The organism is Marinobacter sp. SS8-8, assembly GCF_030540945.1.
Taxonomy (GTDB): Bacteria; Pseudomonadota; Gammaproteobacteria; order Pseudomonadales; family Oleiphilaceae; genus Marinobacter.
Genome location: NZ_JASSVN010000007.1, coordinates 1 through 24,507, shown reverse-complemented (window position 1 = coordinate 24,507; position 24,507 = coordinate 1). Strand labels below are relative to the sequence as shown.

Annotated in this window: 25 protein-coding genes and 2 pseudogenes; 11 read left to right on the top strand and 16 right to left on the bottom strand. The window is 58.4% G+C overall.

Going from position 1 to position 24,507, the window contains the following annotated elements; translation table 11 throughout:
• Positions 1-22: 22 nt before the first annotated feature.
• From QPL96_RS09075 to QPL96_RS09035, 9 genes are all read right to left on the bottom strand, one after another.
• Positions 23-988, bottom strand: coding sequence for a biotin-dependent carboxyltransferase family protein (locus QPL96_RS09075; protein WP_303287071.1), 966 nt, complete (start codon positions 986-988; stop codon positions 23-25).
• Positions 957-1,649 (bottom strand): 5-oxoprolinase subunit PxpB, encoded by a 693-nt coding sequence (pxpB, locus tag QPL96_RS09070; protein WP_303287070.1) that lies wholly within the window; start codon positions 1,647-1,649, stop codon positions 957-959. Before pxpB ends, QPL96_RS09075 begins: the two co-directional genes overlap by 32 nt.
• Positions 1,646-2,380: a 5-oxoprolinase subunit PxpA gene (locus QPL96_RS09065; protein WP_303287069.1), complete on the bottom strand. Its 735-nt coding sequence runs from the start codon at positions 2,378-2,380 to the stop codon at positions 1,646-1,648. The genes pxpB and QPL96_RS09065 overlap by 4 nt, the downstream gene beginning before the upstream one ends.
• Positions 2,381-2,411: 31 nt before the next feature.
• Positions 2,412-3,719 carry a TRAP transporter large permease gene (locus QPL96_RS09060; RefSeq protein ID WP_303287068.1) on the bottom strand — a complete coding sequence of 436 codons (1,308 nt, stop codon included), beginning with the start codon at positions 3,717-3,719 and terminating at the stop codon, positions 2,412-2,414.
• The gene (locus QPL96_RS09055) at positions 3,719-4,237 is read right to left on the bottom strand and encodes a TRAP transporter small permease (RefSeq protein ID WP_303287067.1); all 519 of its coding nucleotides are present in this window, start codon (positions 4,235-4,237) and stop codon (positions 3,719-3,721) included. The genes QPL96_RS09060 and QPL96_RS09055 overlap by 1 nt, the downstream gene beginning before the upstream one ends.
• Before the next feature lie 58 nt (positions 4,238-4,295).
• Positions 4,296-5,261, bottom strand: coding sequence for a TRAP transporter substrate-binding protein (locus QPL96_RS09050; protein ID WP_303287066.1), 966 nt, complete (start codon positions 5,259-5,261; stop codon positions 4,296-4,298).
• Between the two features lie 51 nt (positions 5,262-5,312).
• The gene (locus QPL96_RS09045; RefSeq protein WP_303287065.1) at positions 5,313-6,128 is read right to left on the bottom strand and encodes a putative hydro-lyase; all 816 of its coding nucleotides are present in this window, start codon (positions 6,126-6,128) and stop codon (positions 5,313-5,315) included.
• A gap of 101 nt (positions 6,129-6,229) precedes the next feature.
• Complete coding sequence (locus tag QPL96_RS09040) at positions 6,230-7,129, bottom strand: LysR family transcriptional regulator (protein ID WP_303287064.1); 900 nt, start codon at positions 7,127-7,129, stop codon at positions 6,230-6,232.
• A gap of 22 nt (positions 7,130-7,151) precedes the next feature.
• Positions 7,152-7,853 (bottom strand): lytic transglycosylase domain-containing protein, encoded by a 702-nt coding sequence (locus QPL96_RS09035; RefSeq protein WP_303287063.1) that lies wholly within the window; start codon positions 7,851-7,853, stop codon positions 7,152-7,154.
• A gap of 164 nt (positions 7,854-8,017) precedes the next feature.
• Here QPL96_RS09035 and QPL96_RS09030 point away from each other — a divergent pair, with 164 nt between their 5' ends.
• From QPL96_RS09030 to QPL96_RS09005, 6 genes are all read left to right on the top strand, one after another.
• Positions 8,018-8,542 (top strand): shikimate kinase, encoded by a 525-nt coding sequence (locus tag QPL96_RS09030; RefSeq protein ID WP_303287062.1) that lies wholly within the window; start codon positions 8,018-8,020, stop codon positions 8,540-8,542.
• Between the two features lie 73 nt (positions 8,543-8,615).
• A complete protein-coding gene (locus QPL96_RS09025) occupies positions 8,616-9,122 on the top strand; it encodes a hypothetical protein (RefSeq protein WP_303287061.1) in 507 nt (168 codons plus the stop codon).
• Between the two features lie 178 nt (positions 9,123-9,300).
• Complete coding sequence (locus QPL96_RS09020) at positions 9,301-9,540, top strand: TIGR02647 family protein (protein WP_303287060.1); 240 nt, start codon at positions 9,301-9,303, stop codon at positions 9,538-9,540.
• 75 nt (positions 9,541-9,615) lie between these two features.
• Positions 9,616-10,350, top strand: coding sequence for a TVP38/TMEM64 family protein (locus tag QPL96_RS09015; protein WP_303287059.1), 735 nt, complete (start codon positions 9,616-9,618; stop codon positions 10,348-10,350).
• Positions 10,347-12,542 carry a hypothetical protein gene (locus QPL96_RS09010; protein ID WP_303287058.1) on the top strand — a complete coding sequence of 732 codons (2,196 nt, stop codon included), beginning with the start codon at positions 10,347-10,349 and terminating at the stop codon, positions 12,540-12,542. The genes QPL96_RS09015 and QPL96_RS09010 overlap by 4 nt, the downstream gene beginning before the upstream one ends.
• 103 nt (positions 12,543-12,645) lie before the next feature.
• A complete protein-coding gene (locus QPL96_RS09005; protein ID WP_303287057.1) occupies positions 12,646-13,533 on the top strand; it encodes a DMT family transporter in 888 nt (295 codons plus the stop codon).
• A gap of 90 nt (positions 13,534-13,623) precedes the next feature.
• Here the strand turns inward: QPL96_RS09005 and QPL96_RS09000 are convergent, their stop codons facing one another.
• Together QPL96_RS09000 and QPL96_RS08995 are read right to left on the bottom strand one after the other, a co-directional pair.
• Positions 13,624-14,514, bottom strand: a complete 891-nt coding sequence (locus QPL96_RS09000; RefSeq protein ID WP_303287056.1) for a haloalkane dehalogenase — start codon at positions 14,512-14,514, stop codon at positions 13,624-13,626.
• A 267-nt stretch (positions 14,515-14,781) separates the two neighbouring features.
• The gene (locus QPL96_RS08995; protein ID WP_303287055.1) at positions 14,782-15,342 is read right to left on the bottom strand and encodes a DUF2244 domain-containing protein; all 561 of its coding nucleotides are present in this window, start codon (positions 15,340-15,342) and stop codon (positions 14,782-14,784) included.
• A 34-nt stretch (positions 15,343-15,376) separates the two neighbouring features.
• Here QPL96_RS08995 and QPL96_RS08990 point away from each other — a divergent pair, with 34 nt between their 5' ends.
• Both QPL96_RS08990 and QPL96_RS08985 read left to right on the top strand, forming a co-directional pair.
• Entirely contained in the window at positions 15,377-15,598 is a 222-nt protein-coding gene (locus QPL96_RS08990; RefSeq protein ID WP_303287054.1) for a hypothetical protein, read from the top strand.
• A gap of 113 nt (positions 15,599-15,711) precedes the next feature.
• Positions 15,712-16,383 carry an NAD-dependent epimerase/dehydratase family protein gene (locus QPL96_RS08985; RefSeq protein ID WP_303287053.1) on the top strand — a complete coding sequence of 224 codons (672 nt, stop codon included), beginning with the start codon at positions 15,712-15,714 and terminating at the stop codon, positions 16,381-16,383.
• Positions 16,384-16,453: 70 nt separating this feature from the next.
• Here QPL96_RS08985 and QPL96_RS08980 read toward each other — a convergent pair whose 3' ends face one another.
• A complete protein-coding gene (locus QPL96_RS08980) occupies positions 16,454-18,124 on the bottom strand; it encodes a GMC family oxidoreductase (RefSeq protein ID WP_303287052.1) in 1,671 nt (556 codons plus the stop codon).
• A gap of 129 nt (positions 18,125-18,253) precedes the next feature.
• A pseudogene (locus QPL96_RS08975) lies at positions 18,254-18,922 on the bottom strand (aldehyde dehydrogenase family protein); the annotation flags it as partial.
• Positions 18,923-19,086: 164 nt separating this feature from the next.
• On the opposite strand from QPL96_RS08975, the gene QPL96_RS08970 reads away from it, so the two are divergent.
• A complete protein-coding gene (locus QPL96_RS08970) occupies positions 19,087-19,740 on the top strand; it encodes a substrate-binding domain-containing protein (RefSeq protein WP_303287051.1) in 654 nt (217 codons plus the stop codon).
• 71 nt (positions 19,741-19,811) lie between these two features.
• Here QPL96_RS08970 and QPL96_RS08965 read toward each other — a convergent pair whose 3' ends face one another.
• Both QPL96_RS08965 and QPL96_RS08960 read right to left on the bottom strand, forming a co-directional pair.
• Entirely contained in the window at positions 19,812-20,759 is a 948-nt protein-coding gene (locus QPL96_RS08965) for an alpha/beta fold hydrolase (protein ID WP_303287050.1), read from the bottom strand.
• 626 nt (positions 20,760-21,385) lie between these two features.
• A pseudogene (locus QPL96_RS08960) lies at positions 21,386-21,591 on the bottom strand (radical SAM protein); the annotation flags it as partial.
• Positions 21,592-22,714: 1,123 nt separating this feature from the next.
• On the opposite strand from QPL96_RS08960, the gene QPL96_RS08955 reads away from it, so the two are divergent.
• Positions 22,715-23,068 carry a hypothetical protein gene (locus QPL96_RS08955; protein ID WP_303287049.1) on the top strand — a complete coding sequence of 118 codons (354 nt, stop codon included), beginning with the start codon at positions 22,715-22,717 and terminating at the stop codon, positions 23,066-23,068.
• 810 nt (positions 23,069-23,878) lie between these two features.
• Positions 23,879-24,268, top strand: coding sequence for a hypothetical protein (locus tag QPL96_RS08950; RefSeq protein WP_303287048.1), 390 nt, complete (start codon positions 23,879-23,881; stop codon positions 24,266-24,268).
• Between the two features lie 45 nt (positions 24,269-24,313).
• On the opposite strand, the gene QPL96_RS08945 is transcribed toward QPL96_RS08950, so the two are convergent.
• Positions 24,314-24,507 (bottom strand): hypothetical protein (locus tag QPL96_RS08945; RefSeq protein WP_303287047.1); only part of this gene is annotated, 194 nt, incomplete at its 5' end.

Below are 24,507 nucleotides of genomic sequence, written 5' to 3'. Positions count from 1 at the left end.
TCAATACCAGACGCGCCTGGTGTCAGTCAGCCCTGATGCCGGGCGCGCCTGTTTTCAGGCGCCTGTTAAACAGCAGTCGGCGGGCTTCGGCCTCGGCCACATCCGAAGGGTAGAAGCTGACCGATGTGCCAGGTGCCCTCTGGGACAAAAGACCGGCATCCAGGGCACTCAGGCAGCCTATTTTCGGGTAGCCGCCAATGGTTTGCCGGTCCTTCATCAGGACAATCGGCTGGCCGTCGCTGGGCACCTGGATGGCGCCATAGGCGATCCCTTCCGACACAATCCCGTCCAGATCCGAATGAATGGCATCGCCTTTCAGGCGGTACCCCATCCTGTCGATATTCTGGCTGACTTGGTAGTCGCCCGAGAAAAACTTCATGCGCTGGACCGCCGGAAAATCTCGGTACTGATAGCCGGGAATCACACCCAGGCTCAGGTGCTGGCGGTAATCGGGAATTTCCGGTTCGGGAAGGAGCGCCGCAACGAAGGTTTCAGCCCGGTCAAACTCCAGGCGATCACCTTTCGCGAGCTTTGCTCCATGCCCATCCAGGCCGCCCAGACCTTCACGGCTGACTGTGGCGCAGCTGCCCAGCTTCATGGCCGGTCGAAACCCGCCACTGACCGCCAGGTAGGCCCTTAGGCCGCTCACCGGTGCGGTGAAATCCAGGCGGTCGCCGCAGCTGATACGATGGGTCCGCCAGGGGGCAATTTCCCGGTCATTGATTCTGGCTCCGAGGTCGGCGCCAGTGATGGCAATACAGGCGTCGTGCTGCGCCAGCAGACTGAACCTGCCAAAGGTGATTTCCACCTGGGCCGCGTTGAGGTCATTATCCAGCAGACGATTTGCCCAGAAGAACGCAAACTCATCCATCGGCCCGCCTGTTGTTACGCCTATATGCTGGTAGCCGTAACGGCCGGAATCCTGAATCAGGGCCAGCATTCCGGGTTCGAGCACTTCAAAGCTCATCGAGGTTGCCTCCCAGCTCAATGAATTCGCTCCGGCTGATGGGGCGGAAGCGCACCTGGTCACCAACCTGAACCCGTGCCAGGGACTCGCTTTCCCAATCAATCATTTTCTGCGGGGTACGGCCAATAATCTGCCAGCCACCGGGGGTGGGGCTCGGGTAGATCGCGGTTTGAGTGCCTGCGATGCCGACACTGCCGGTTGGTACCTTCAGTCTCGGAGTGGACTTCCGGGGAATGGCGATCCGCTCGTCGGTGCTTCCCAGGTAGGCAAAGCCAGGCGCAAAACCAATGGCATAAACCTGATAGGATGGTTCGCTGTGGATGCGAACAACCTCATCCCTGGACAGGCCGGAGTACTCACAAACGTCATCCAGATCCAGACCTGCCTCGGGTCCATAGTAAACGGGCAGTTCAACAATGCGTGATGACTCTTCCCCGGCGCTGCTACTGTCCGGGGCGTCTACCGCTGCCCGCAACCGACGGGTAATGGCAAACCGATCAGCCTGTTCAAGATTCCAGGTCACCAGGATCGAGGTGTAAGACGGCACCAGATCGATGATGATGTCCGACATGTCGCGGCGCAGACTGTTGGTGGCCCGTTTTACCAGCCCAGCGGACTCCGCCCCGATCTGGTCGCCAAAATACACCATGCAGGTGTTTTCGTTGACCGGCTCGATCCTCATAGCGACTCAACCACCTGGCGCATGTGCCGCGCCGCATCAACGGCATGGTAGCTGTCACCGTGAATGCAGATGGTGTCGGCCTTGATCGGAATACGTTTGCCGGAAATGGTGGTGACGGTGCCTTCCCGGATGATCTGCGTGACCTGTTGTTCGATTGCCTCGGTGGTCTCGTGGACGGCGCCTCTGACCGACCGTTTCACCAGTCTGCCCTCATCGCTGTAGGCACGATCCGAGAAGGCTTCAAACCACACCTCGATGCCGTATTCGTCCGCCCGGTCCTTGACCTGCTGCCATTCCGGCGTTGCCATGACCACCAGGGGGCATTGCGGCGCATAGGAATGAACCGCGGACATCACAACGGACAGGGTGGTGTTATCAACCATCATCCGGTTATAGAGGGCTCCGTGGGGCTTCACGTAGGCAATGGAGGTGCCATGAACCTGGCATATTCCGTTCAGAGCGGCCATCTGGTACACCAGAATGGCCTTGAGCTCGTCTGGCCGGCAGTCCATGTCCCGGCGGCCGAATCCGAGAAGATCCGGATAGCCGGGGTGGGCGCCGATGGTCACGTTCTGAGCCATTGCCAGTTTCACCGTGTAGTCCATTGTCAGCGGGTCGGATGCGTGAAATCCGCAGGCAATACTGGCCATGTCAATGTAGGGCATGACCTCGGCATCCATGCCCTTGGTCCAGGTCCCGAAACTCTCACCCATGTCGCAATTAAGTTTCATCGCGTATCTCCGGAAAACGTTGTGTGTTGCATTATCTCTGACTCATGGTCTGAGGCAGGTAGGTGGCAATCTCCGGGAACCAGCCAATCAGGAAAAGCGCCGCCATGATCAGCAGGAAGAACGGCAGGGCTGCCCGGGCAACGTACAGAATGTCCTTGCCTGTCAGGGACTGGATGACGAACAGATTGAAGCCCACGGGGGGCGTAATCTGGGCCATCTCAACCACCAGTACGATAAAGATGCCGAACCAGAGCAGGTCGATGCCCGCCTGCTGAACCATTGGCATGACAACCGCCACGGTAAGGACGACCACCGAGATTCCGTCGAGAAAACAGCCAAGGAGCACGAACAGCACCGTCAGACTGACCAGCAGCTCAAACGAGGACAGGGACATGCCGCCAATCCAGGCAGCCAGTTCCCTGGGAATCCCGAGAAAACCCATGGACAGCGTCAGGAAGTGAGCGCCAATCAGGATCAGGCCAATCATGCTGGAGCTTATTACGGCACCCAGCAGGCTGTCCTGGAAGCTCCGGAGGCTCAGGGAGCCGGTCATCGCCGCAAGGATCAGGGCGCCGAAGACACCCAGGGCAGCCGCCTCGGTTGGTGTCGCAAAACCGGTATAGATAGAACCCAGCACAAAAATGATCAGGCCGAGAATCGGAAGCAGCATTCTCAGTGCCTTGATTTTGGCGCCGAACGAAAGGTGTTCCTTTCTGCTCCTGGGCAGTTGATCTTTGTTCAGGGTCGCCCAGATCATGGTGTAGCCCATGAACATGATGACCAGCATGAGCCCGGGCAGTGCGCCGGCGACGAACAGCCTGCCGATGGACACCTCTGCGGCAACGCCATAGACAATCAGAATGATGGAGGGTGGGATCAGGAGCCCCAGTGTGCCTGAGCCGGCAAGGGTGCCTACCGCCATTTTGTCGCTGTACCCCTGGGCTTTCAGTTCCGGCAGCGTCATGCGGCCGATGGTTGCCGCGGTGGCTGCGGAAGAACCTGAGACGGCGGCGAAAATGCCGCAGCTGAGAATATTCACATGCAGCAGCTTGCCCGGCAGGCCACCCATCCAGGGTGCCAGGCCCTTGAACAGGTCCTCGGACAGCCGCGTCCGGAACAGAACTTCTCCCATCCAGATAAACATCGGCAGTGCGGTCAGTGACCAGCCAGTGCTGGCGCCCCAGCTGGATGTGGCAAACAGCAGGCCAATCTGGTCATTTCCGGAGAGAAGCAATCCCAATACGCCGATGGCGACCAGGGTCAGTGAGACCCAGACCCCGAGCGCCAGCATCAGGATCATGGAGACGGCCAGGACAATGGAGAGAAACGCAGTGTCCATTACACGTCCTCCAGGTTGATCTCGTTTTCATGCTGCTGGTAGGACGGTGTGCGCTTGCGGATGATGGCAATCAGGTCGTCCAGGATGGCGATGTTCAGGGCCAGCATGCCCAGCCCGACCGGAATCTGGGGTATCCAGAGCGGTATCGGAATATAGCCGTGGGAGACTTCCCCGAAGATGTAGGATTCCCAGACCATGTGCCAGCTATAGAACGTCATGTAGCTGGCGAGTCCGAAGCCGAAAATCAGCACGGACAGTTCCTGGAAATAACGCGGGCGTCCGCTCCACTTCTGAATGACCAGTGTTACCCTGATGTGTCCGCCCTCATGAAAGGTGTAGGCCAGGCCGAAAAAGGTGGCGGCGGCGAGGGCGTAACCCGACACATCCTCTGCTGATGGAATGATAAAGCCGAACATGCGCCCAACGATCTGGGCAAGGATGACCACCATGATCAGCGCGATACAAAAGCCCGATGCGTAGCCGGATGCCAGGTAGAACCTGTCTCGAAGAGAGCTCATAACCGATGCCTCTCAGGGGAGCGCCTGAGCCGTCAGGAGGCTCCCTGTGAATGAATCTTCAGCGATAGCGGGACAGGATGGCGCCGACTTCCTCCGGAGCTTCCTGTTCCCACTCCTTGACCATGATGTCCCCGATCTTCTGAAGCTCGGCCATCAGTTCATCCGACGGTTCGGAGACGGTGATGCCATGCTCTGCAAGGGTTGCGGTGTCTTCGGCGGCGGTCTTGCGAACACCTTTCCAGCCTTTCTCTTCAGCTGCGGCGGCGGCATCAAGGACCACCTTCCGCTGCTCGTCGCTCAGCCGGCGGAACGCCCGTTTATTGACAACAACAACGTTCTTGGGAATCCAGGCCTTTATATCAGTGTAGTGGGAGAGGTAATCCCACGCCTGGCCGTTGGCGCCGGTGGACGGTGAGGTGATCATCGCGTCAATAATGCCGGTGCTGAACGCCTGCGGAATTTCGGGAACCTGTACCGTGGTGGGTGTTGTGTTCATCAGGTCCGCGAGGCGCGAAGTCGACGGGCTGTAGGCACGCATCTTCAGGCCCCTTAGGTCTTCCAGCGCGTTTACCGGTGCCTTGGTGTAGAGGCTCTGGGCCGGCCAGGGGACAGTGTACAGCAGCGTCAAGCCTTCCTTGTCCAGCTGTTTCTCAATCTCGGGTTTGGCGGCTTCCCAGAGCTTTTCGGCGTCTTCATAGGTTGTTGCCAGGAACGGGATGTTATCGTGCTTGAAGACGGGATGGGTGTTACCCATGATGCCGATGAAAATCTCTCCCAACTGCACCTGGCCGGTCCGGACCGCTCTCGGGATTTCCGGGTGCTTGACCAGGGACGCGCCAGAGTGAACGGTGATGGTGATGTCGCCATTCGTGCCGTTTTTGATGTCCTCGGCAAACTCATAGGCGATCTGGGTGGGCAGGTTGGCGTCGCCATAGGGCGTCGGCATGTGCCACTGGTCGGCCTGGACGGATGAGGTGAACAGCGCCCCGGTAACCAGGGTGGCTGTAGCGAGTTGTCTAAACATAATGAATCTCCCGTGCTCTTGTTGTTGTCACCTTCAAAGGCAACTGGTGGCTCAGAGTACCGCCAGTTCTTCATTCAGCCGCTCTGTCAGCAGCATTTTTCCCGGTACGTGGGTTATTGCGATCGGCAGGCGGGCATTTTCCAGAGCCAGCTGGGGGGTAACCCCGCAGGCCCAGAACAGCGGAAGCTCGCCCGGCCGGATGGTTACCGGATCTCCGAAATCGGGTGTGTTGATGTCCTGAATTCCAATCAGCTCCGGATTGCCAATGTGTACGGGTGCTCCATGGGCCTTGGGAAGGCGTGTCGTCACCTGAATCGCCCGGATGGCATCGGCACTGGCGAACGGACGCATTGAAACCACCATGTTGCCGTGGAATCGGCCCGAGGGCCGGGTGGTAATATTTGAGCGGAACATAGAGACATTCAGGCCCTGTTCGACGTTTCTCACTGAGAGACCTGCCCGGCTCAGGGCGTCTTCGAAGGAAAACGAACAACCAAGAACAAAGGTAACGAAATCCTCCTGCCACAGGCTTTTAATGTCGCTGACTTTTTCATTGCGCTCGCCATTCCTGAAGACCTGGTACTCGGGTACATCGGTGCGGATATCCAGGTCCTGGCCCAGGTCAGGGAGGGTTGGGTCGCCGGGCCGGGAAACGCCGATCAGCGGACAGGCAACCGGGTTATTCTGACAGTATAGAAGAAATTCTCCGGCCCACTCCGACGGCAGTATGACCACGTTGCCCTGAAGCAGGCTGCTTGCGACCCCGCTTGTGGTGGCGGTATGGGTGCCTGAGCGAATGCGCGCCCGCAGTTCTGAAGCTTGCTCAAGCAGGCTGGCCTTGAAATCGGAATACGCATTTGTGTGCATGTCGGTAACCCCTGATTGAAATTGTTATCTGCACCTGATTTTCAGGGTATACCGAGCTGTGAAAATGTCTAATTATCGTTTTTTAGACCTGGCGATAATATTTAGTGATGAGTGGCGCACGTATACTCACTGGAGACCCTGACGGCCAGGTTGACTGCCAGCTCCGTGATCGGGTTAAAGGGGGCGCCCGGGTAAGAGGCGGTAAAGGCAAGTTCCGATGGCGTCCATGATGTCTGGAGTTGAACCAGTCTGCCGTTGTCCAGCTCGTGCTCGATCACGCTCAGGGGGAGCGTGGAGATACCGATGCCATCCAGGGTTAATTGCCGGCAGGCGGCGAGGGAGCTGGACGAGTAGAACCGGGCGGGCAGTTCGTCGAGTTCACTGAACTTCTGGCTGATCTCGGCAAACGGTCTGGTATTTCTGGCGTAGGTGATGATGGGCCATTCCACCAGTTCCCTGAGATCCAGGAGACTGTCGGGCAGGTTCAGCTCCGGGCTGGCCACCCATACCAATGGAAAGCTGCAGAGCTCACGGTTTTCGATCTTCGGTTCGGAGACCGGGCCCAGCAGGAAGGCCAGGTCCAGGCTCCGGTCCAGCAAACCGGTGCGGAGATTCCCGGTAACATCCACGGTTATCTCAACATCAAGGCTGGGTGCTGTCTCGTGCAACTCCCGAAAGAAACGGGGGAGCCACGAATGGACAATGGTTTCCGAGACGCCCAGCCGAAGAATGCCGGACAGCAGGGCAACCCTGTCGGCCCGTTTACGCAGCTGCTGGGCCATGAAAACGATTTTTTCGGCGTAGGGCAGCAACTCCTGCCCCTTGCTGGTCAACTGGGTATGGCCTGACTCCCGCTCGAACAGCTTGACGCCCAGCTCTTCCTCGAGTGTGGCGATGCGGTTGGAAATGGCGGGCTGGGTTGTGTGCTGACGTTCGGCGGCCTTGCGAAAGCTCCCGAGTGTGGCCACCCAGATAAAGGTTTCCAGACGTTTGAAGTTCATTGATTTCTTACCTCAAAAAGGTCTATCGGGCAGCGTAACGCTCGTGGAGGATGCCAACCCTCTCGACATAGGCCTTCGTTTCGGCGTAGGGGGGAACGCCCCGGTAACGGCTCACAGCGCCGGGGCCGGCATTGTAGGCGGCGGTGGCCAGTCGGGTATCGCCGTTAAAACGGCTGAGCATCCTTGCCAGGTAGTGGACGCCGCCCCGGATGTTCTCTGCCGCAGCCAGTGCGTTCCGGACACCAAGCTCCTCGGCTGTGCCAGGCATAAGCTGCATCAGCCCCTGGGCGCCGACCGGCGAAAGTGCTTTCTCGTTGAAGGCGGATTCGGCGTGAATGACCGCTCGGACCAGGGCCGGATCGACGCCAAATTCCCGGGCGGCTGTCTGGATCTCTGATCGGAAAGGTTTGGTAAAAAGCGGTGTTTTTCGCCAGTCTATCGTGGACTCCGGATCACAGGCATAGCAGTGAAACCTGATGACATCGAACTCCGCGCCGGCTGGCTGAATGCCGCTGTAGGCAACAACACCGTTTTCATCCGTGTACCGGTAAACCGTATCGTTGCCGGTGGAAGCCCGGGGTTGATTGGTGTGTTTCACGTTGGTGAATTCGACCGTACCATCCGGGTGCGCAATGCGCTTGATTCCATCCGCCAGGCTGGGTGCGGAAAGGCCAAACAGCAAGGCTGCCAGTGATGGGATCAGTCGTGATCTGCCGATTATCATGATTCACTCGTGAAATGTGCGGTCAACGGTCGGCTCAAGGCATTCTTTCAAGCCGGCTTTCCCGGGATTATACGGCCTTGCGAGGTTGAATAAAGGGCGCACTTTGTCGGAAAAATGTTACGTTCCGGGTATTGTCAGCCAGTTCTCACTTACCCGGAAAAGTCATGGATAACCAGACCAACACCCGAAACCTTGTTCTTATCGGTATGCCTGGTAGCGGCAAGAGCACCGTTGGGGTGTTGCTGGCCAAGCGACTGGGTCTGGGGTTCATCGATACCGATCTGCTCATCCAGGAGAATGCCGGTCGCACCCTTCAGGAAATTGTAGACCAGGATGGCTATAAAGCCCTGCGCCGCATTGAGGAGCAGGTACTGCTCAAGCTGAATGTTCAGCATAAAGTTATCAGCACTGGCGGCAGTGCGGTCTACAGCGCCCGTGCCATGGAGCACCTCAAGGCGAACGGGACGGTGGTCTTTCTGGATATACCGCTTGATCTGGTCATGGAACGAATCGGTGATCACAGCATGCGGGGCATTTCCCGGCGGCCGGATCAGTCCCTGGAGGCGTTGTTTGAAGAGCGGTTTGCCTTGTATTCCCGCTATGCAGACCTGATCGTGAAAGGCGCAGGGCTGGGTCAGGATGAGGTCTGCGAGGCGGTCGCGGAGAGGCTTTGTTCAGATCAGCCGTGAGTCAGCATTAGGGTTAAGGTGCATGTAACCGCACAAGGCTGCTAAAGTTCAGGGAAACATTCAGGAGTGATTAATGATGATAAAGCCAATAGCTTATGTGTTTACCCTGGTGTTTGTGGGGATGTTCTCAGGGGTCGTTCTGGCCGAGTCCTCTCCAGATCCCTCCCCAGATCCCTCTTCAGAAGATTCGTCCGTGGAGGCGCTAAAGAAGGAAACCCGGGAGCTGGGCGAGGCCCTGAAGGAGTACGGTTCCGCTCAGAAAGAGCAGGCAGAGGATTCCATCAATAGGACACTGTCTGCTTTGGACCGGCGCATTGAGGAGCTTGAGCAACAGCTCTCGGAAAACTGGGACGACATGAGCGACATCGCCCGGGAGCGCTCCCGGAAGAGTCTGGAATCACTGCGGGAACAAAGGGCGCGTGTACAGAACTGGTATCAGGAGCTCAAAGCCAGTTCAGCATCTGCATGGGAACGTGCCCGTCGTGGATTTTCCGAGGCCTATGAAGCTCTTTCGGAGCAGTGGAGTGATACCGAGAAGGCGATTGACAGCGAGCAGGAGAAGCGAGCTGACAGCATCTGATCCGGTTTTACCTCCCAGTATCCGCTGACGCTACTGAGATCTCTGTCGCAGGCCTGAGCAAGGCATTGGGCCTGCCGGTGACTAATGTCATTCCGGTTGCTTGAGAATTCGGGAAAGCTTCATGGTGTCCAATCCGCTATGCTGCGTGTAAATCCCGGTAATAACACGAGGAAATGCCATGCCATTCTCTGTTGATCATCTCGCGGAACTCAATCTCCTGGGCCAGTTCCCGTCCACCTCAAACCAGGAAGGGCTGAAGGTGCATGCCCACTCGGCGGCTCCGGAAATGGTGAGGGCCGCGGAGAATCTGTATTCCAAGGGACTTATCAGCCAGAGGGATGGCGGCTACCTGACGCCACTCGGGGCAGAAGCGGTGGAGCTGACCCAGAAACTTCAGTCGATACTCAGTAACCCCTGAGCAGAAGGGCATCTGCCCGTCTCTTTGAGACCTGGTGCGTTGAGACCCAGTGCGCTCTCGCGTTAGGGTTAGGACATGGGTAACTGGAAGAAATCGCCGTTTCTGTGGCTGGCGGGCAGCATCGCCGGAGTCGGGCTGATTGTTGGTCTGCTCTATGCGTTAGGTGTTCACCAGCAGATCGTGGACCTGCTGCGCTGGTTTGATGCCCAGGGTGTCTGGGCAGCGGTTTTGTTCATCGGCATCATGGTGCTCGCCACGCTGCTCCTGTTCCCGGGCATACTGCTGACGACCGGCGCCGGTTTCGTGTTTGGCGTGCTTGAGGGCACCACCTATGTGGTGATCGGAACCACACTAGGGGCGGCAGCCGCTTTCCTGATTGCCAGGCACTTTCTCGGTGAGCACGCCCACGTGTATATCCGCAATCGTACACGGCTCTCCATGGTGAGCAACGAGATGGCGCCCCATGGCTGGAAAATCGTGTTGCTGACACGCCTGATCCCCTTCTTTCCGGGAAAACTTTCCAACTTTCTGTTCGGTCTCACCAATTTCTCGTTTGGTGGCTTCGTTGCGGGCACATTTTTGGGTGTTATTCCGTTCTCTCTCCACAACGTGTACCTGGGCTCACTCGCGGCAGATCTGTCGACTTTGGGAATGAGTGAGTCCGGCCGAACGCCTCTTGAGTGGGCTATTTACGGTGCCGGTTTCGCAGGCACGGTACTGGCGGTGGTGTTTCTCAATCGCCTCGCCCGACGGGCACTGGCTCGTTACAAAGTCGAGACCGAGCCAACGGAGCAGGAGACCAAGCAATGAGCTGGATGAAGTGGTTGCCCTGGCGGTATCTGGTGAAACGGGTGGCCCGCCGCCATGGTTTCTTGGATCCCATAGCGCTGTTGGCAAAACTGCACAGTTTTGCCCAGCCTTCGGAGGTGGGGGAGCCGATCGAATTGCTGAGGGCCGGTGTGGTGTTCCATGCCCGGGGACTGATCAACAGCCGGGTGATTCAGCATAACCTGGACTGGGTCTGGCCATACTGGGTTGAGCGGCAGTTTGATCCCGGGGACGTGGCGTTTATTCCCCGGGCGTTTTCCATTACCCATATCAACCTGAGTAACCGTAACTGGACGGCCGTCGGCCAGCCGGATGTGGCCGAACTGCCGGTGGTTGATCCCCGGGGCCTGCTGACGCCTTTCTATGATGGGTGGTCTCTGGACGCCTGGGTGCTGGCCGATGACGGCCGTTGTTTGCTGCCCTCCCGCTGCAAGACTGCCCGACAGCGCCAGGCGTTTGAGGATGGTCCCTGTGTAGTGACCAGTTCAGAGCTGGACGGGTTGGGCCTGACCAGTCGTTCCCGGGTCGTGGTGGAAAATGGCAAGCCGGTTTGTGAGCTGTTCCTGAGGGCGAGGTCAGAAACCTCTGGCTCACTGGTGCTTTCGCTGCGACCGGCAAACCCGGAGGGCATCAGTTTTATCAATCGGGTAAGTCTGTCGGAGCAGCGCGATGCCTGGACCGTTGACAGAAAGCAGGCCGTGTTTTTCAGCCGGCCGGCCGAGCGTCATCATGTCTCGGACTATCGGCAGGGCGATGTGCGGATTCACCTCCGGGACAACGAAGACCAGAGCCAGGGCAAATGCGATGTCGGCATGGTCACGGCAGCGGCGCTGTTTCCGATGCGGGCCGGAGAGGTTTCGGAGCTTACCGTAAGGGTTCCGCTTTCGGACGAGTCGGCTCCGGCGATTCGTCCGGACAGCTGGCTCGGTGCCCTGAAGGGTTATGCCCAGCTGGAATGCCCGGATGAATCCTGGCAGTTCCTCTACGATGCCGCTATTCACTCCCTGGTGCTGCACTCACCAGAGGATGTCTATCCCGGCCCCTACACCTATAAGCGCTTCTGGTTTCGCGATGCCGCGTTCATTATTCACGCCTTGCTCTGCGCCGGGCTGACGGACCGCGCCGAGCGCGCGCTGCATCAGTTTCCCCACCGGCAACTGAAAAACGGCTATTTCCGTTCCCAGGAAGGGGAGTGGGACGCGAACGGCGAGGTGCTCTGGATTCTGAGGCGTTTCCACGAACTGACCGGCCGGGCCCTGCACCGTCGATGGCAAGAACCGGTGCGCAAGGGCGCCCGCTGGATCCAGAAAAAGCGTCTGAGCGATACCCTGGACAAGCCCCATGCAGGTCTGTTGCCGGCCGGCTTCAGCGCCGAGCACCTGGGGCCCAATGACTATTACTACTGGGACGACTTCTGGGGGATAGCCGGCCTGAAAGCCGCTGAGGAGCTGCTCAGACCGGTCGACCGGGAAGCCAGCGAGCACTTCGGCGCCGGTGCCCGGGAATTTGCCCAGACCGTTGATCGCAGCCTGGCAACCTGTGCTGAGCGCCTGAAACGCCCGGGCATGCCGGCGTCACCTTACCGCCGGCTGGATGCAGGCGCCATCGGTTCGCTGGCGATAGGGTATCCCACCCAGCTGTGCAGGCCGGATGACCCGAGGTTGCTGGACTGTGTCGAATTCCTGCTTGAGAAGTGCTTTGTGAAAGGGGCTTTCTACCAGGATATGATTCATTCGGGCCTCAATGCCTACCTGACACTGCATGTCGCGCAAGTGTTGTTGCGGGCCGGGAATCCCCGTTATCTGGAGCTGGTGGACGCGGTCGCCGGGCTGGCATCGCCGACCGGGCAGTGGCCAGAGGCCATTCACCCCGGGACCGGGGGCGGCTGTATGGGGGACGGGCATCATGTCTGGGCGTCGGCAGAGTGGGTAATGATGGTACGCAACTGCTTCGTACGGGAGGAAGGCGACCGGCTGATTCTCTGTGCGGGCATCCCGCCACGCTGGCTCGAACAGGACAAACCCATCCGCTTTGGCCCGGCACCGACCAGTTTCGGAACCGTCTCCATAACCATTGAGCCCCGGCCAGGTGGTGCGCCTGAAGTGACCTGGGAGGGGAGCTGGCATCACGATGAGCCCGACATCGAGGTGAAGCTCCCTGAGGTTCGCCCGTGACCATCTGTACCGGTCCCGAAACGGGTTTTCTGTATCTGTTTTGTTTGCCTGCTAACTTATAAACTAAGCTGACTGACAGATACATCGAATCCGGTTGCGATCCATGCGCTCACTGTTCTACTCGTTTTTTGTCCCCGCACTCTTTGTCTGGCTGTGGAGTACCGGTTTTATCGGCGCCAAGTATGGTTTGCCGTTTGCCGAGCCCTTTACTCTGCTGCTGATCCGCATGCTGATGACGCTGGTGCTGCTTGCGGGCCTGGCCTGGATCATGAAGACCCGCTGGCCGGGCTGGCGCGGTGCCGGCCATCTGGCGGTTACCGGCGTGCTGGTGCATGGCTGCTATCTCGGCGGCGTGTATTACGCCATTCAGGGGGGCATGGCCTCAGGGATCGTGTCATTGATCGTGGGTCTGCAACCCCTGGTGACCGCGGCCGCGGCCGTTGCCATTCTCAAGGAATCCGTCAGTGCCCGGCAGTGGGTTGGGCTGGCCCTGGGCCTGGTGGGTGTTGCCCTCGTTCTGCTTGAAAAATTTGGTGCTAACGGCACCGGTTCAGGATTTTCACCCTGGAGCCTGCTCTGGGCGCTTTTTGCACTTGCGGGTATCTCCATGGGCACGGTTTACCAGAAGCGTCATGGCACCGGCGCCGATCTGGTGGCGGGCACCCTGATTCAGTACGCCGCCGCAGCCACGTTCTTTGTGATCGGCGCATTCACCCTGGAAACCCGCGAGGTGGAGTGGAGCCTGCAACTCCAGTTATCCATGGCCTGGCTGGTGTTCGGGGTGTCGATCGGCGCCATCCTGCTACTGATGTGGCTGATCCGCCAGGGCGCCGCCTCTCAGGTTGCCAGTCTGTTTTACCTGGTGCCGCCGGTAACTGCGTTTGAAGCCTATCTGCTGTTTGATGAGCGCCTCGGCGGGCTCGCTATGGCCGGCGGGCTGATCGCGATTGCTGGCGTGGCTTTGGTGGTCACCCAGAAAAAGTCAACTTAGTGCTGACCTGGGTAGCCCTCGGCCTTTACAGCTGGTCGTCCTGGCACTACCGGCCCCGGGTTCCGGCTGGCCAGACCTGAAGGGAAGCCCTCAGGCCAGGGTGGCCAGCAGATTATTGATCGCCCGGGCAAAAGGTACTGGCGAATCTTCCTGCAGGAAGTGACCACCTTTCAGGGTCACATGGGGCTGGCCTTTCGCGCCCGGAATTCGTTTTTGCATATAGGCATCACCCCCGCGGGTAATCGGGTCGCCGTTGCTGAAGGCGGTAAGGAAGGGTTTTTCCCAGCGCTCCAGGACCCTCCAGGCGTTGCGGTTGGCCTCACTCGCCGGGTCGTTGGGATGCATCGGGACCAGGCGCGGAAAAGCGCGGGCACCTGCTTTGCATTTCTTGTTCGGGAAAGGCGCGTCATAGGCACGCCGTTCATCAGGGCCCAGTTTCCGGAATGAGCCGATATTGATAATCCGGGCAATGGGGAACCACGGGCTGTGCAGCGCGAAGCTCTTCCAGACCCTGAAGGCCGGCGGCGGTTTCTGGTCTCCGGTTGGCAGCATCCCGTTACCCACCACGATGGCCCTGAAACGGTCCGGGTTTTCTGCCGCGAGCCGCAAGCCGAGCAAAGACCCCCAGTCCTGGCACACCAGCGTCATGTTTTCCAGCTCCAGTTGGTCAATGAACGCCTGCATCCAGTCCATGTGCTGCTGGTAGCTGTAATCATCGATAGCTGTTGGTTTGTCCGATTTGCCGAAGCCGATCAGATCCGGTGCGATCACCCGGTGGCCGGCCGCGGCACAGACCGGAACCATGTGGCGGTAAAGGTAGGACCAGGAGGGTTCACCATGCATCATGAGAACCGGACTGGCTTCTGCAGGGCCTTCATCCACGTAATGCATGCGTAGACCACTGAGCTCCACATAATGCGGGTCAAAGGGATAATCCAGCAGGCGTTCAAAGCGTTTTTCCGGGGTTCTGATAAAATCCATGGCGTTTGCCTTGTTGTTCGTTATTGAGAGCAAATGATTGTGGGAAGCGTGCCCGATTGAGTTTGCCCAGTCTCCCTTGAGGCGTCAATGAGGTGCCATTCGCTGGAAGGTGCCAGGGATCGGATAATTGCCAGTTACAAGGGTGATGTCATGCCTGGCCATCAGCACGGATTTGCAGCAGGCGCTGGATGAGGCACGCAAGGCGGGCGAAATCGACAGGATTATGGCTCGTTATGAATAATTGCTGGGGCTACCCCTGAAAGGAACTCAGAACCAGAGCCCGATTTGCGAATCGGGCTCTTTACGTTCTATAGCCACTCCACGGGATTCCAGAAGTTCAACGAGAATGGCGGTGTCGTCAATGTTGAGGAACTGCCCAAGAGGAACATCCGTATCTCGATGAGTGAGCGCCAGTATCGCCGGAGCAAACGGGTGCCCCGGGGCATTGACCCGCAGGCGGGCATACCGCCTCGGTAGGGTCCACTCCGCCTGTTTCCGCTTTCTGCCTTTCTCGATGTGGATGTCTGTATCGTCGATGGTCAGCACTTCCCGCCGCTGGCAATCGCGGGAAGTAAGGTAGATGCCGGATGCCAGTGCGATCAGTTCCAGGCCGGCAAAAGGAAGGATCACCCAGGCACCCGCGAGACTGAAGCCTGTGGTGGTGACGGCGGAGACAGCAAAAAGGCACAGCCAGACCCTGATGTTGCCTTTCCAGCTCAGGGAGCGGTTCGGGGTAAGCAGTAACCGGAGGCCCTCCGGGCATTGTAAGCGCTCCACCATAGGCAGTGCCTCAATCGTTTGCTGGCCATTTAACTTGATAATAGTCAATTGTACGGCAGGTGCCTGGCAAACAGACCTCTCAGTGGGTAAGGATTCGAAATACAGGAACCTGAATGAGCTGATGGATGCCGTGGCTGATGATCCCCGCTCCGTCAAGTTTGCCGATGGCAGCGCCCGGCATCGTTGGGATCACCTGAAAGTGCTGATCGCCGCCAAGGCAGCGGGCGCAGACGACCTGCTGCGTATTCCCGACCTGACCTGTTGTCAGTCTTTGCACCGGGCCTTGCCCGGTGCTTTTTTTTAGGCCCAGGTGGGAAGATCTGCATCACTGTCTGCCAGTGATGTACATGGAATGATGAACTCATTCCGGTGGGTCTTTGGTAGGATGGTGACAGGTTTATCCAGGGAAGAGCTGTTATGAAAGTGATGTTATTGGGTGCCACCGGCCTGACCGGTGGCAAGGTGCTGGAGGGCTTGCTGGCTAAAGATGAAGTTTCACAGTTGGTTGCACCGGTTCGGCACAAATTGCCGACCCTCCACGAGAAACTGAGGCAGCATGAAATCGACTTTGACCAGCTAGCGGACCATGCGGATCTGTTCAGCGTTGATAGTATTGTCTGTTGTCTGGGCACAACGATCAAAAAGGCCGGCTCCCAGCAACAGTTCCGCAAGGTGGATTTCGGCTACCCCCTGAAGGCGGCGGAGCTTGGCAGGTCGCAGGGTACGAGGGCCTTTATTCTGATGTCTGCCATCGGCGCGTCTTCTTCTTCCACGATTTTCTATAACCGGGTAAAGGGGGAGCTCGAGGATTCATTGAGGGAGCTCCGCTATCCCTATCTCTCCATCTACCATCCCAGCTTGCTGCTGGGTGATCGGCGAGAGCACCGAACGGCCGAGGCGCTGGGAATAAAAGCGATGCCATTGGTTAACCGATTGCTGATTGGGCCCCTGGACAAGTATCGGGGCATTGAGGCGAAGACGGTGGCCAGTGCCATGGTCAACGAAACGTGCAGCCTGGCCTCTGAACCGGTCAAGGAGCGGGTGGTTCAGGTTCGGGAATACGACGACATCGTCAGGCTGGCGGAATAAGTCTTCGGCCATATCGACCGCTGCCGCCCCGACGTTTCCCGATTTCTGGGATCACCGGCTCTTGGCATTTTTATCTGCCGGCCAGGATCCAGCGGGCGGCTTTCTCCGCAATCATCAGGGTGGGGGAGTTGGTGTTGCCGCTGGTGATGGTCGGCATAACGCCGGCATCGACCACGCGCAGGCCCGCCACGCCCCGAACCCGAAGATACGGATCCACCACAGCCAGTTCGTCATCGGAACGGCCCATGCGGGTGGTGCCCACCGGATGGAAAATGGTGGTACCAATATCGCCGGCCAGTTTGGCGAGTTCGTCGTCTGTCTGGTACTGCTGGCCAGGTTTGAACTCCTCCGGCTGGTATTGCATGAAAGAGGGTTGTTCAGCGATGCGCCGCGTTACTCGCAGCGAATCCGCGGCCACTTTCTGGTCTTCCGGCGTGCTCAGGTAATTGGGGGCAATGGCCGGTGCCTGTTTCGGGTCGTTGCTGCGAATTCGCACGGTACCGCGGCTGGTTGGATTCAGGTTACAGACGCTGGCGGTTATCGCTGGGAAATCGTGTAACGGTTGCCCGAAAGCGTCCAGGCTCAGGGGCTGGACATGGTACTCGATGTTGGCATGCCTGTGTTCCGGGGAACTGCGGGTAAACAGGCAAAGCTGTGACGGTGCCATGCTCATGGGGCCGGAGCGGGTGAGCAGGTATTCCAGGCCAATCCGGGCCTTGCCAATCAGCGAATTGGCCATGGTGTTCAGAGTGGTGACCCCTTTTACCTTGTATACGGACCGGATCTGCAGGTGGTCCTGCAGGTTCTCACCCACACCGGGCAGGTCAGCCACTACATCAATCCCATGCTCGTTAAGAAGATCGGCAGGGCCGATTCCTGAGAGCTGCAACAGTTGCGGTGAGCCGATGGCGCCAGCCGAGAGGATGACTTCCCGCTGAGCCCTGGCAACGACTTCACCGTTGCCGGGCCGGTCAACACGCACCCCGGTGCAGCGAGGGCCGGTGCCGGAGGCGTCCGTTTCAAGACCAAGCACGTGCGTTGAGTGCCAGAGCATGAGGTTGGGGCGCTTTTCCGCCTCCCGCAGGAAAGCCTTGGAGGTGTTCCAGCGCCAGCCGGCTCTCTGGTTGACCTCGAAATAATCCACGCCCTCGTTGTCGCCCCGATTGAAATCCCGGGTCCGGGGAATGCCGGCCTCCACGCAGGCCGTGGCGAAATCTTCCAGCACCTTCCATTTGAGGCGCTGATGCTCCACGCGCCATTCGCCACCGTGGCCGTGGTATTTGTCGTGTTCCGGATCAGCGTCTCCGCCGTCATCCAGACGGTAATGGTCCTCGTGACGCATAAAATCCGGCAGACAGTTGTTCCAGGTCCAGGCGTCCTCACCGGTGATCTCGGCCCATTGGTTGTAATCCCGGGCCTGGCCACGAATGTAGAGCATGCCGTTGATACTGGAACAACCTCCCAGGGTTTTGCCCCGTGGGTAGATCAGCGAACGCCCGTTAAGACCGGCGTCCGGGTCCGTGCGGAAGCACCAGTCGGTGCGCGGGTTGTTGATACAGTAGAGATAGCCCACCGGAATGTGGATCCAGTGGTAGTTGTCCCGGCCACCGGCTTCGATCAGCAATACCCGGTTGGCCGGATCTGCACTGAGGCGGTTGGCGAGCAGGCAGCCGGCGGTGCCGGCACCTATCACGATGTAGTCGAACTCTTGCTGTCCCTGTGTCTTTTTGTTGTCGGGCATGGCGTTTTCTCCGCAGCTTGTTCGGTCGTTATCTGGCAGTTGGCATGACAAATTCCGCACCGGCATCGATGGAATCGGACCAGCGCTGCATGATGGATTTCTGGCGTGTGTAGAACTTCACGCCTTCCTCAGGGCCTGCACATCCGGGTGCTCAATGAGCGCTTCCACTGCTTCCTTATCACCCTGAACCACGTTGAACACGCCCTCGGGAAGGCCCGCCTGACGCAGCAGATCGGCAATCATCAGTGAGGCGCTCGGGTCCAGCGGGCTGGGTTTGAGGACAAAGGTGTTGCCAGCAGCGATGGCGACCGGAAACATCCACATGGGCACCATGACCGGGAAGTTGAACGGGGTGACACCAGCAACCACACCCAGGGGCTGGCGGGTGGTCCAGTTATCAATGCCGGTGCTGACCTGCTCGGTGTAATCGCCTTTCAGCAACTGGGGGATGCCGCAGACAAACTCCACAACGTCGATGCCTCGGGCCACTTCCCCCTGGGCGTCGGTGAAGACTTTGCCATGTTCGGCGGTGATGGCCCGGGCCAGGTCGTCCTTGTGTCTGTTCAGAAGCTCCAGAAACTTGAACATAACGCGAGCACGCCGGATCGGCGGAGTATCCGCCCATGCCGGGAAGGCAGCATCGGCGGCGGCAATGGCGGCGTCCACATCCGCACAATTGGCGAGAGCAACCTGACCGGTCACCTGACCCGTGGCCGGATTGAACACGTCCTGAGTCTGGCTTGCGGTGCCTGGTGATATTTCACCATTGATATAATGGAGAATGGTCGCGTTGGTCATGAATGCCTCGGTTTTCCCGTGAATCCCTCAAATGACGCCGGTTATTGAGTCTTTCAGAGCTTTTTTCAGTACTGGTGAATCGTTGATCCTACAGGCTAGAGTGGATCAGGGGCCAAAGCAATTGAGATTTCTAAAACCCAGATATAATGTAGGCTTATATCACTTTGAGTACCCTGCGGGGCCGGTTGAGTATCGGCACCATTGTGGATCCCGAGTTCATTCGTCTCGTGGCGTTTCTGCACCGGCTGGTGGAATGGGCACCCCAACTGGAGACCGAACTGCGGCAGGGGATGAGTGGCAGTGTTCTGGAGCAGGTGCGTGATGGCCGGCTGGATGTCGGGTTTTTTCTGGCCCCGCCGGGTGTTGGCCCGGGTGCGCTGGCGCCCGAAGTGACCCACCGTGAATTGACCCGGTTTCACTATTATGTCGTTGCGCCGGCAGGCTGGGGGCAGAGGATTCTGTCTGCACAGTGGTCGGATCTGGCGACCATGCCCTGGATTGTGACACCGGAGGACTCGGTTCACCACCGGTTACTCAAGGGAACCCTGGAACCGCTGGGCCTGGCACCCCGTGGGGTCGCCCAGGTCGACCAGGAGGCCTGCATGCTGGATCTGGTTCGGGCCGGCGTTGGCCTCAGTCTCGCCAGGGATGCGCTGGCCATGGCTGAGCGCCAGGAACAGGGACTGGTAATCGCCGAAGGGGTTCAGTTGCCCTGTGCCTTGAGCTTTATCTGGCACCGTGACCGGCAGGAGGAGCCTCTGATTGCAGAAGCGCTGGAAGCGCTGGCAGGGGTCTGGAATCTGTCTGTTGCGATCTAACCGGGGGCGCCAACGCCCGTGGCAGGCCTGCAAACAGACTGGCCAGGGTGCCCGGCCAGACAATACTGATTTCAGGGGGTCATGGCTCGGCTCGTGGCTCCCTGTGCTGAGTTGTTCAGATAATGGTTCAACCGTTGAAACAGGCGTTCCTGAAACTGCCCTGCCAGAGGGTACAGGTGGCCTGCGTCTGGCATCAGGGTCAGGTCGGCGTCGGGCAGGTTGTCTGCAAGATGACAGGCATAGTCCACGGGGATGAAAGGATCCTGTTTGCCCTGGTAGACGAGGATCGGCACCTTCACATCCTTGAGTTTGAAGCCCCAGTCTCCCAGTTCGGTCAGCAAATCGGTGGCAATGGCCCTGCCGCCACTTTGCAGGCACTCCAACTGGTCGCGCCGAAAGTATTCGCCCCTCAGGCAAGCGCGGAGCAGGGCCCTGTCCTGTTCACTTACCAACTGCTTTGCCTCACGCATATACAGGCCCGGGTGGCGGAGGGAAATCCGGACGACCAGCCAGACGACGAGCTTCAGCAGGGCCGGGCTCAGCCGTATGAGGCCGGGGCCGGGCCATCGCGTGCCCTCAATCAGTCTGTGATGGCCGGGAAATTCGCTGAAGTGGGTGTAGCCTGAAAGGCAGACTCCGAGATCCATCCGGTCCGAGAGGGCATAGCCGCAGGCCAATGCCCGGGAGCCGCCACTGGACCAGCCTATATAGGAGAAGCGCGGCAGCTTCAGGGCATTGATCAACTGCCGGATATCCTCCGGATAGTCCCTGAGTGCCCGGCGCTCCCGGTAATCCGATAACCCGATCCCCGGACGGTCCGGGGTAATGATGCGGAATCCCTGGTGGCGCGCCCGTTCATGCAGGAAGTGGCCTTCCAGCCTGCAACCGGGCATGCCATGACCGAACAGTATGGGATAGCCCCGGGGATCACCCAGGTCGGTGTAGGCCAGCCGCCTGCCATCCTGAAGCGGGATGTGGTGGTCGCTGTTGCCGGTAGCAGGGGGTGGGGTCGGGTCCACTGAACTAGTTAGCCTCCTTACATAAACAATAAGAATTAGCCTATTCACTTTGCTGATAATGTCAATCAGGCTTCGATAGATCGCCCCTGTCAGTGGCGGAGGGGGTTGTTGGCGAGAAGTCTGTTTTTGGCAACTGGAGCAGGCTGCTGGCCGTTCCCGGATGCCGGTTGGCGTAGTCGCGCGATCAGGCGGGCATCGCGGTTGTAGATGTCGTTCCGGAACTGAACGAACATTCGTTTTGGCCAGACAGGCCACGGCCCGGTGTATCGTACAGTCGATCCCCGGGTGGGGCAGATTCCGTAGTCGGGTTTGCCAACGCTGCAAGCCTGCGGCGAATTCCCCCCCCCCGACCTCTCATCGCGGTCCCCGGGCGGAATGGTGGGTTGTGAGGCCAGGGACAACCATGGCTGCCCCAGCAGTGTTGCCCAGAACCCCTACCGGAAATCCGCCATCAAGCGCTTCCGCCCTCGCAACGAGGGCTTCATCTGCCGCTGAGCACAGGGGGCATAGGGTGGTGGTAAGCAGGGTAAGCAGTGCTGTGGCACGAGAAATACGACTTGGCCCATGCATCCGTGGTCTCCGTTTGGTTACCCATTTGAGTACCGCTGCCCCATTTGTTCACCTCGGGGCCGGTCCAGCTCTTCCCGGAGCATGGGGGCGGCGTTGGGCTCGGCGATCAGGCGGGTTTCGAAATCCAGGCCCCAAGGCATGTCCCGGTACCCGCGGGTCGGCCGGGCAAAACAGCAGATGCAGGCATGCTCGCGCACCTCCGATATGGGTTGATCGGCTGCTCAACGGGCACATCCGGGGGCGTATTGCGGCCGATGATTGACCAGGTGTTTTCATGGGCCACGCAGGTCGCCAGGGTGTCCGGATTCAGCCCATCCTCCGGATCTATAGCCTCGCATGTACGGTTTATGCTGGCTCCAGGGTGCTGGCAACTGGGAAATGGTCGTTGCGACCATGAACCTGGAGAAATCAGAAAGAACTCATAAATTCCTTTTTGAATCAGTGTCCTGGCCTGGCTCTATTGAGCGAGGATAGTAGTCTTACTGATCATTTTTGTTTGGAAAACGAGAAGGAAAAGTGATGGGAAGTCATTGACCTGAAGGGATTTTCTGCCTATTTTTGAGAAATATTCGGAATGAGATATGAGTCGCTGAGAAAACGGTCGCGGTGACATATATACAAATGTTAAAGGCCTAGCTCCGGTGTTCTTTGGTTTGGTGTTTAGGCGCGGTTTCGGTGGTTGCCTGCGGGCGGAAAACAGCCCTCAGTCTGGTATCGGTTTTGTCGGCCAATCTGGTGTTCAGGTCGCGGGGCCATCTGGCGCATTTTCTAAGCCGGTCCGCTCATTCAGTGTCCCGGTTCCTGGCGCCATGGGTCGCGCTGGTGCAAGGTATCGGGAGTCGGCATTCAGCATTGGGTGCCAATACAAAACAACGGGTAACCGGCTCTTAACCAGTCGGTCAACCGGACGCCAAAAGCGTGGCGCTTTTGGTTCCCTCCGCTGACGCTCCGGCGCCGGTTACCTCAGCGTTAAATGCCTGGCTCCGGCGGTTTTGGGTTTGGTGTTTGGCCGCGGCTTGGCAGTGGTTATCGGGCAAAACACAGCCGCCAGTCAGTCACAGGTTTTGGCTGGTAGCTCGGTGTTAAGGTTGCGGGGCAATCCGGCGTAAATTCCGTGCATCATTTGCGCATAGGGTGTTCTGGTTCCTAGCGCCATGGATTGGGTTGGTGCAACGTATCGGGAGTAGGCATTCAGGTTTGGGTGCCACAATAAAGTGCCGGGTAACCGGCATCTAACAATTCGCATCAGTACGCGGCCTGCGGCCGCCGGACGCCCTTTACGTGGCTCCTTCGTCGCCACTCCAAGGTCGCCGCTGTGCTCCGCGTTATACGAGGTGCTCATGCTAGGCATATTTTTCAGGCGACACCTCTCAACTGAGACGTGCTTGAAACGCCATCGCCAGTTCAGCGCTGCCTACAAAATCGAAGCGTGCGTCGTCCCTGGGGAGACGAAATTCCTTCTCGATGGACAAACCGTATCCTATTCAAAGGCCGCAATGTTTCTGTGTATCAAGCATTCAATAGGCGACGTTGACCGAATCAAAGCGTGGGAGTCTCCTGAGTATAAATTCAGCAGCGATGCAGAGAGCGTCCTCGCAGCAGAGTGCCAAAGAGTTTCTGAGCTGATCAGCAAGCGAATAGAACGCATCGGGTTTGACGACGATACAAAGGAATATGTTGTCCAAGAAGTATTTAACCCGAGTGATCGGCAGTACTGGCTAGAAGAGACCAACCTGTGAAACGTATAACCAGGCCAGTCACGGCGACGGCTACTACATTGCGGCTTCGCCTCCATTTCGTAGCCGCGCGTGCTGAGCGGCGTTAAATGCCTGGCTCCAGTGTTCTTGGGTTTGGTGTTTGGGCGCGGTTTGGGTGGTTGCCGGCAGGCAGAAAACCGCCTTCAGTCTGGCAAGGGTGTTGGCGGCCAATCGGGAGTTCAGGTCGCGGGGCAATCCGGCGTATTCATTGGTCAGCTTCCGTCCATTCGGTGTTCTGGTTCCTGGCGCCATGGGTCAGCCTGGTGCAAGGTGTCGGGAGTGGGCATTCGACTTTGGATGCCCAAATAAGTAATCGGGTGAACGGCCCTTAACCAGGCGCATCAATACGCGGCCTGCGGCCGCCGGACGCCCTTGTCAGGGCGCCGTTGTGCGCAGCGTTATATGCCTGGCTTCATCGCTTTTGAGTTTGGTGTTCGGGCGCGGTTTGGCAGTTGGTTTCTGGCAAAACACAGCCGCCAGTCGGTCATCGGTTTTGCTGGGTAACTCGGTGTTCAGGTTGCGGGGCAATCCGACGCAAACATCGATCAGTTTCTGAGAGATCGGTGTTCTGGTTCCTGGCGCCATGGGTTGCGTTGGTGCAAGGTATCGGGAGTAGGCATTCAGATTTGGGTGCCAGAATAAAGTGCCGGGTAACCGGCATCTAACAATTCGCATCAGTACGCGGCCTGCGGCCGCCGGACGCCCTTTACGTGGCTCCTTCGTCGCCACTCCAAGGTCGCCGCTGTGCTCCGCGTTAGGCCGCATTTGTGACAATCAATGGAAGTAAAAGTCATGAAGAATTTGCTCTTTTTATTCGGGATATTCGCTCTGTTAGCAGGTTGCACGTTTGCGCATGTATCCTCAACGCCAATGCATATTGAAGGGGTTGGAAAAGTCTATCGTTACGAAGGACGATCCAATTTTTCCCATCAATTAGAAAAAGCTGATGAGATGATGGCTTCGACCTGTAAAGAGGAAAATGGCGGGTATCCCGTAATTGTTGATCTTCGGCAAAAGGACCTTGGTGTTGTCGTCCTCGGCTCGGGCCAATCAACAACGAATCTCAGCGCGAGCTCATATGGCAACACTGCATACGGTACGGCGACAACTTCATCCTATGGATCTGCCAACGCGATGAGAAACCAGAATCAGGTAGTTTTGTTCAGGTGTGAAACCGAATAACCCCGGGACATCAGGCAATCCGGTGCTTGCCGAGAACTAAGTTGCCTAACCAAGCCAGGCACAGCGACGCCTTTTTCGTTGCGGCTTCACCTCCACTACAAAGGCGCGCATGCTGGCAGCGTTAAAGGCCTGGCTCCAGTGTTCTTGGGCGCGGTGTTTGGTGTCGGTTCCGGTGGTTGCCTGCGGGCGGAAAACAGCCCTCAGTCTGGTATCGGTTTTGTCAGCCAATCTGGTGTTCA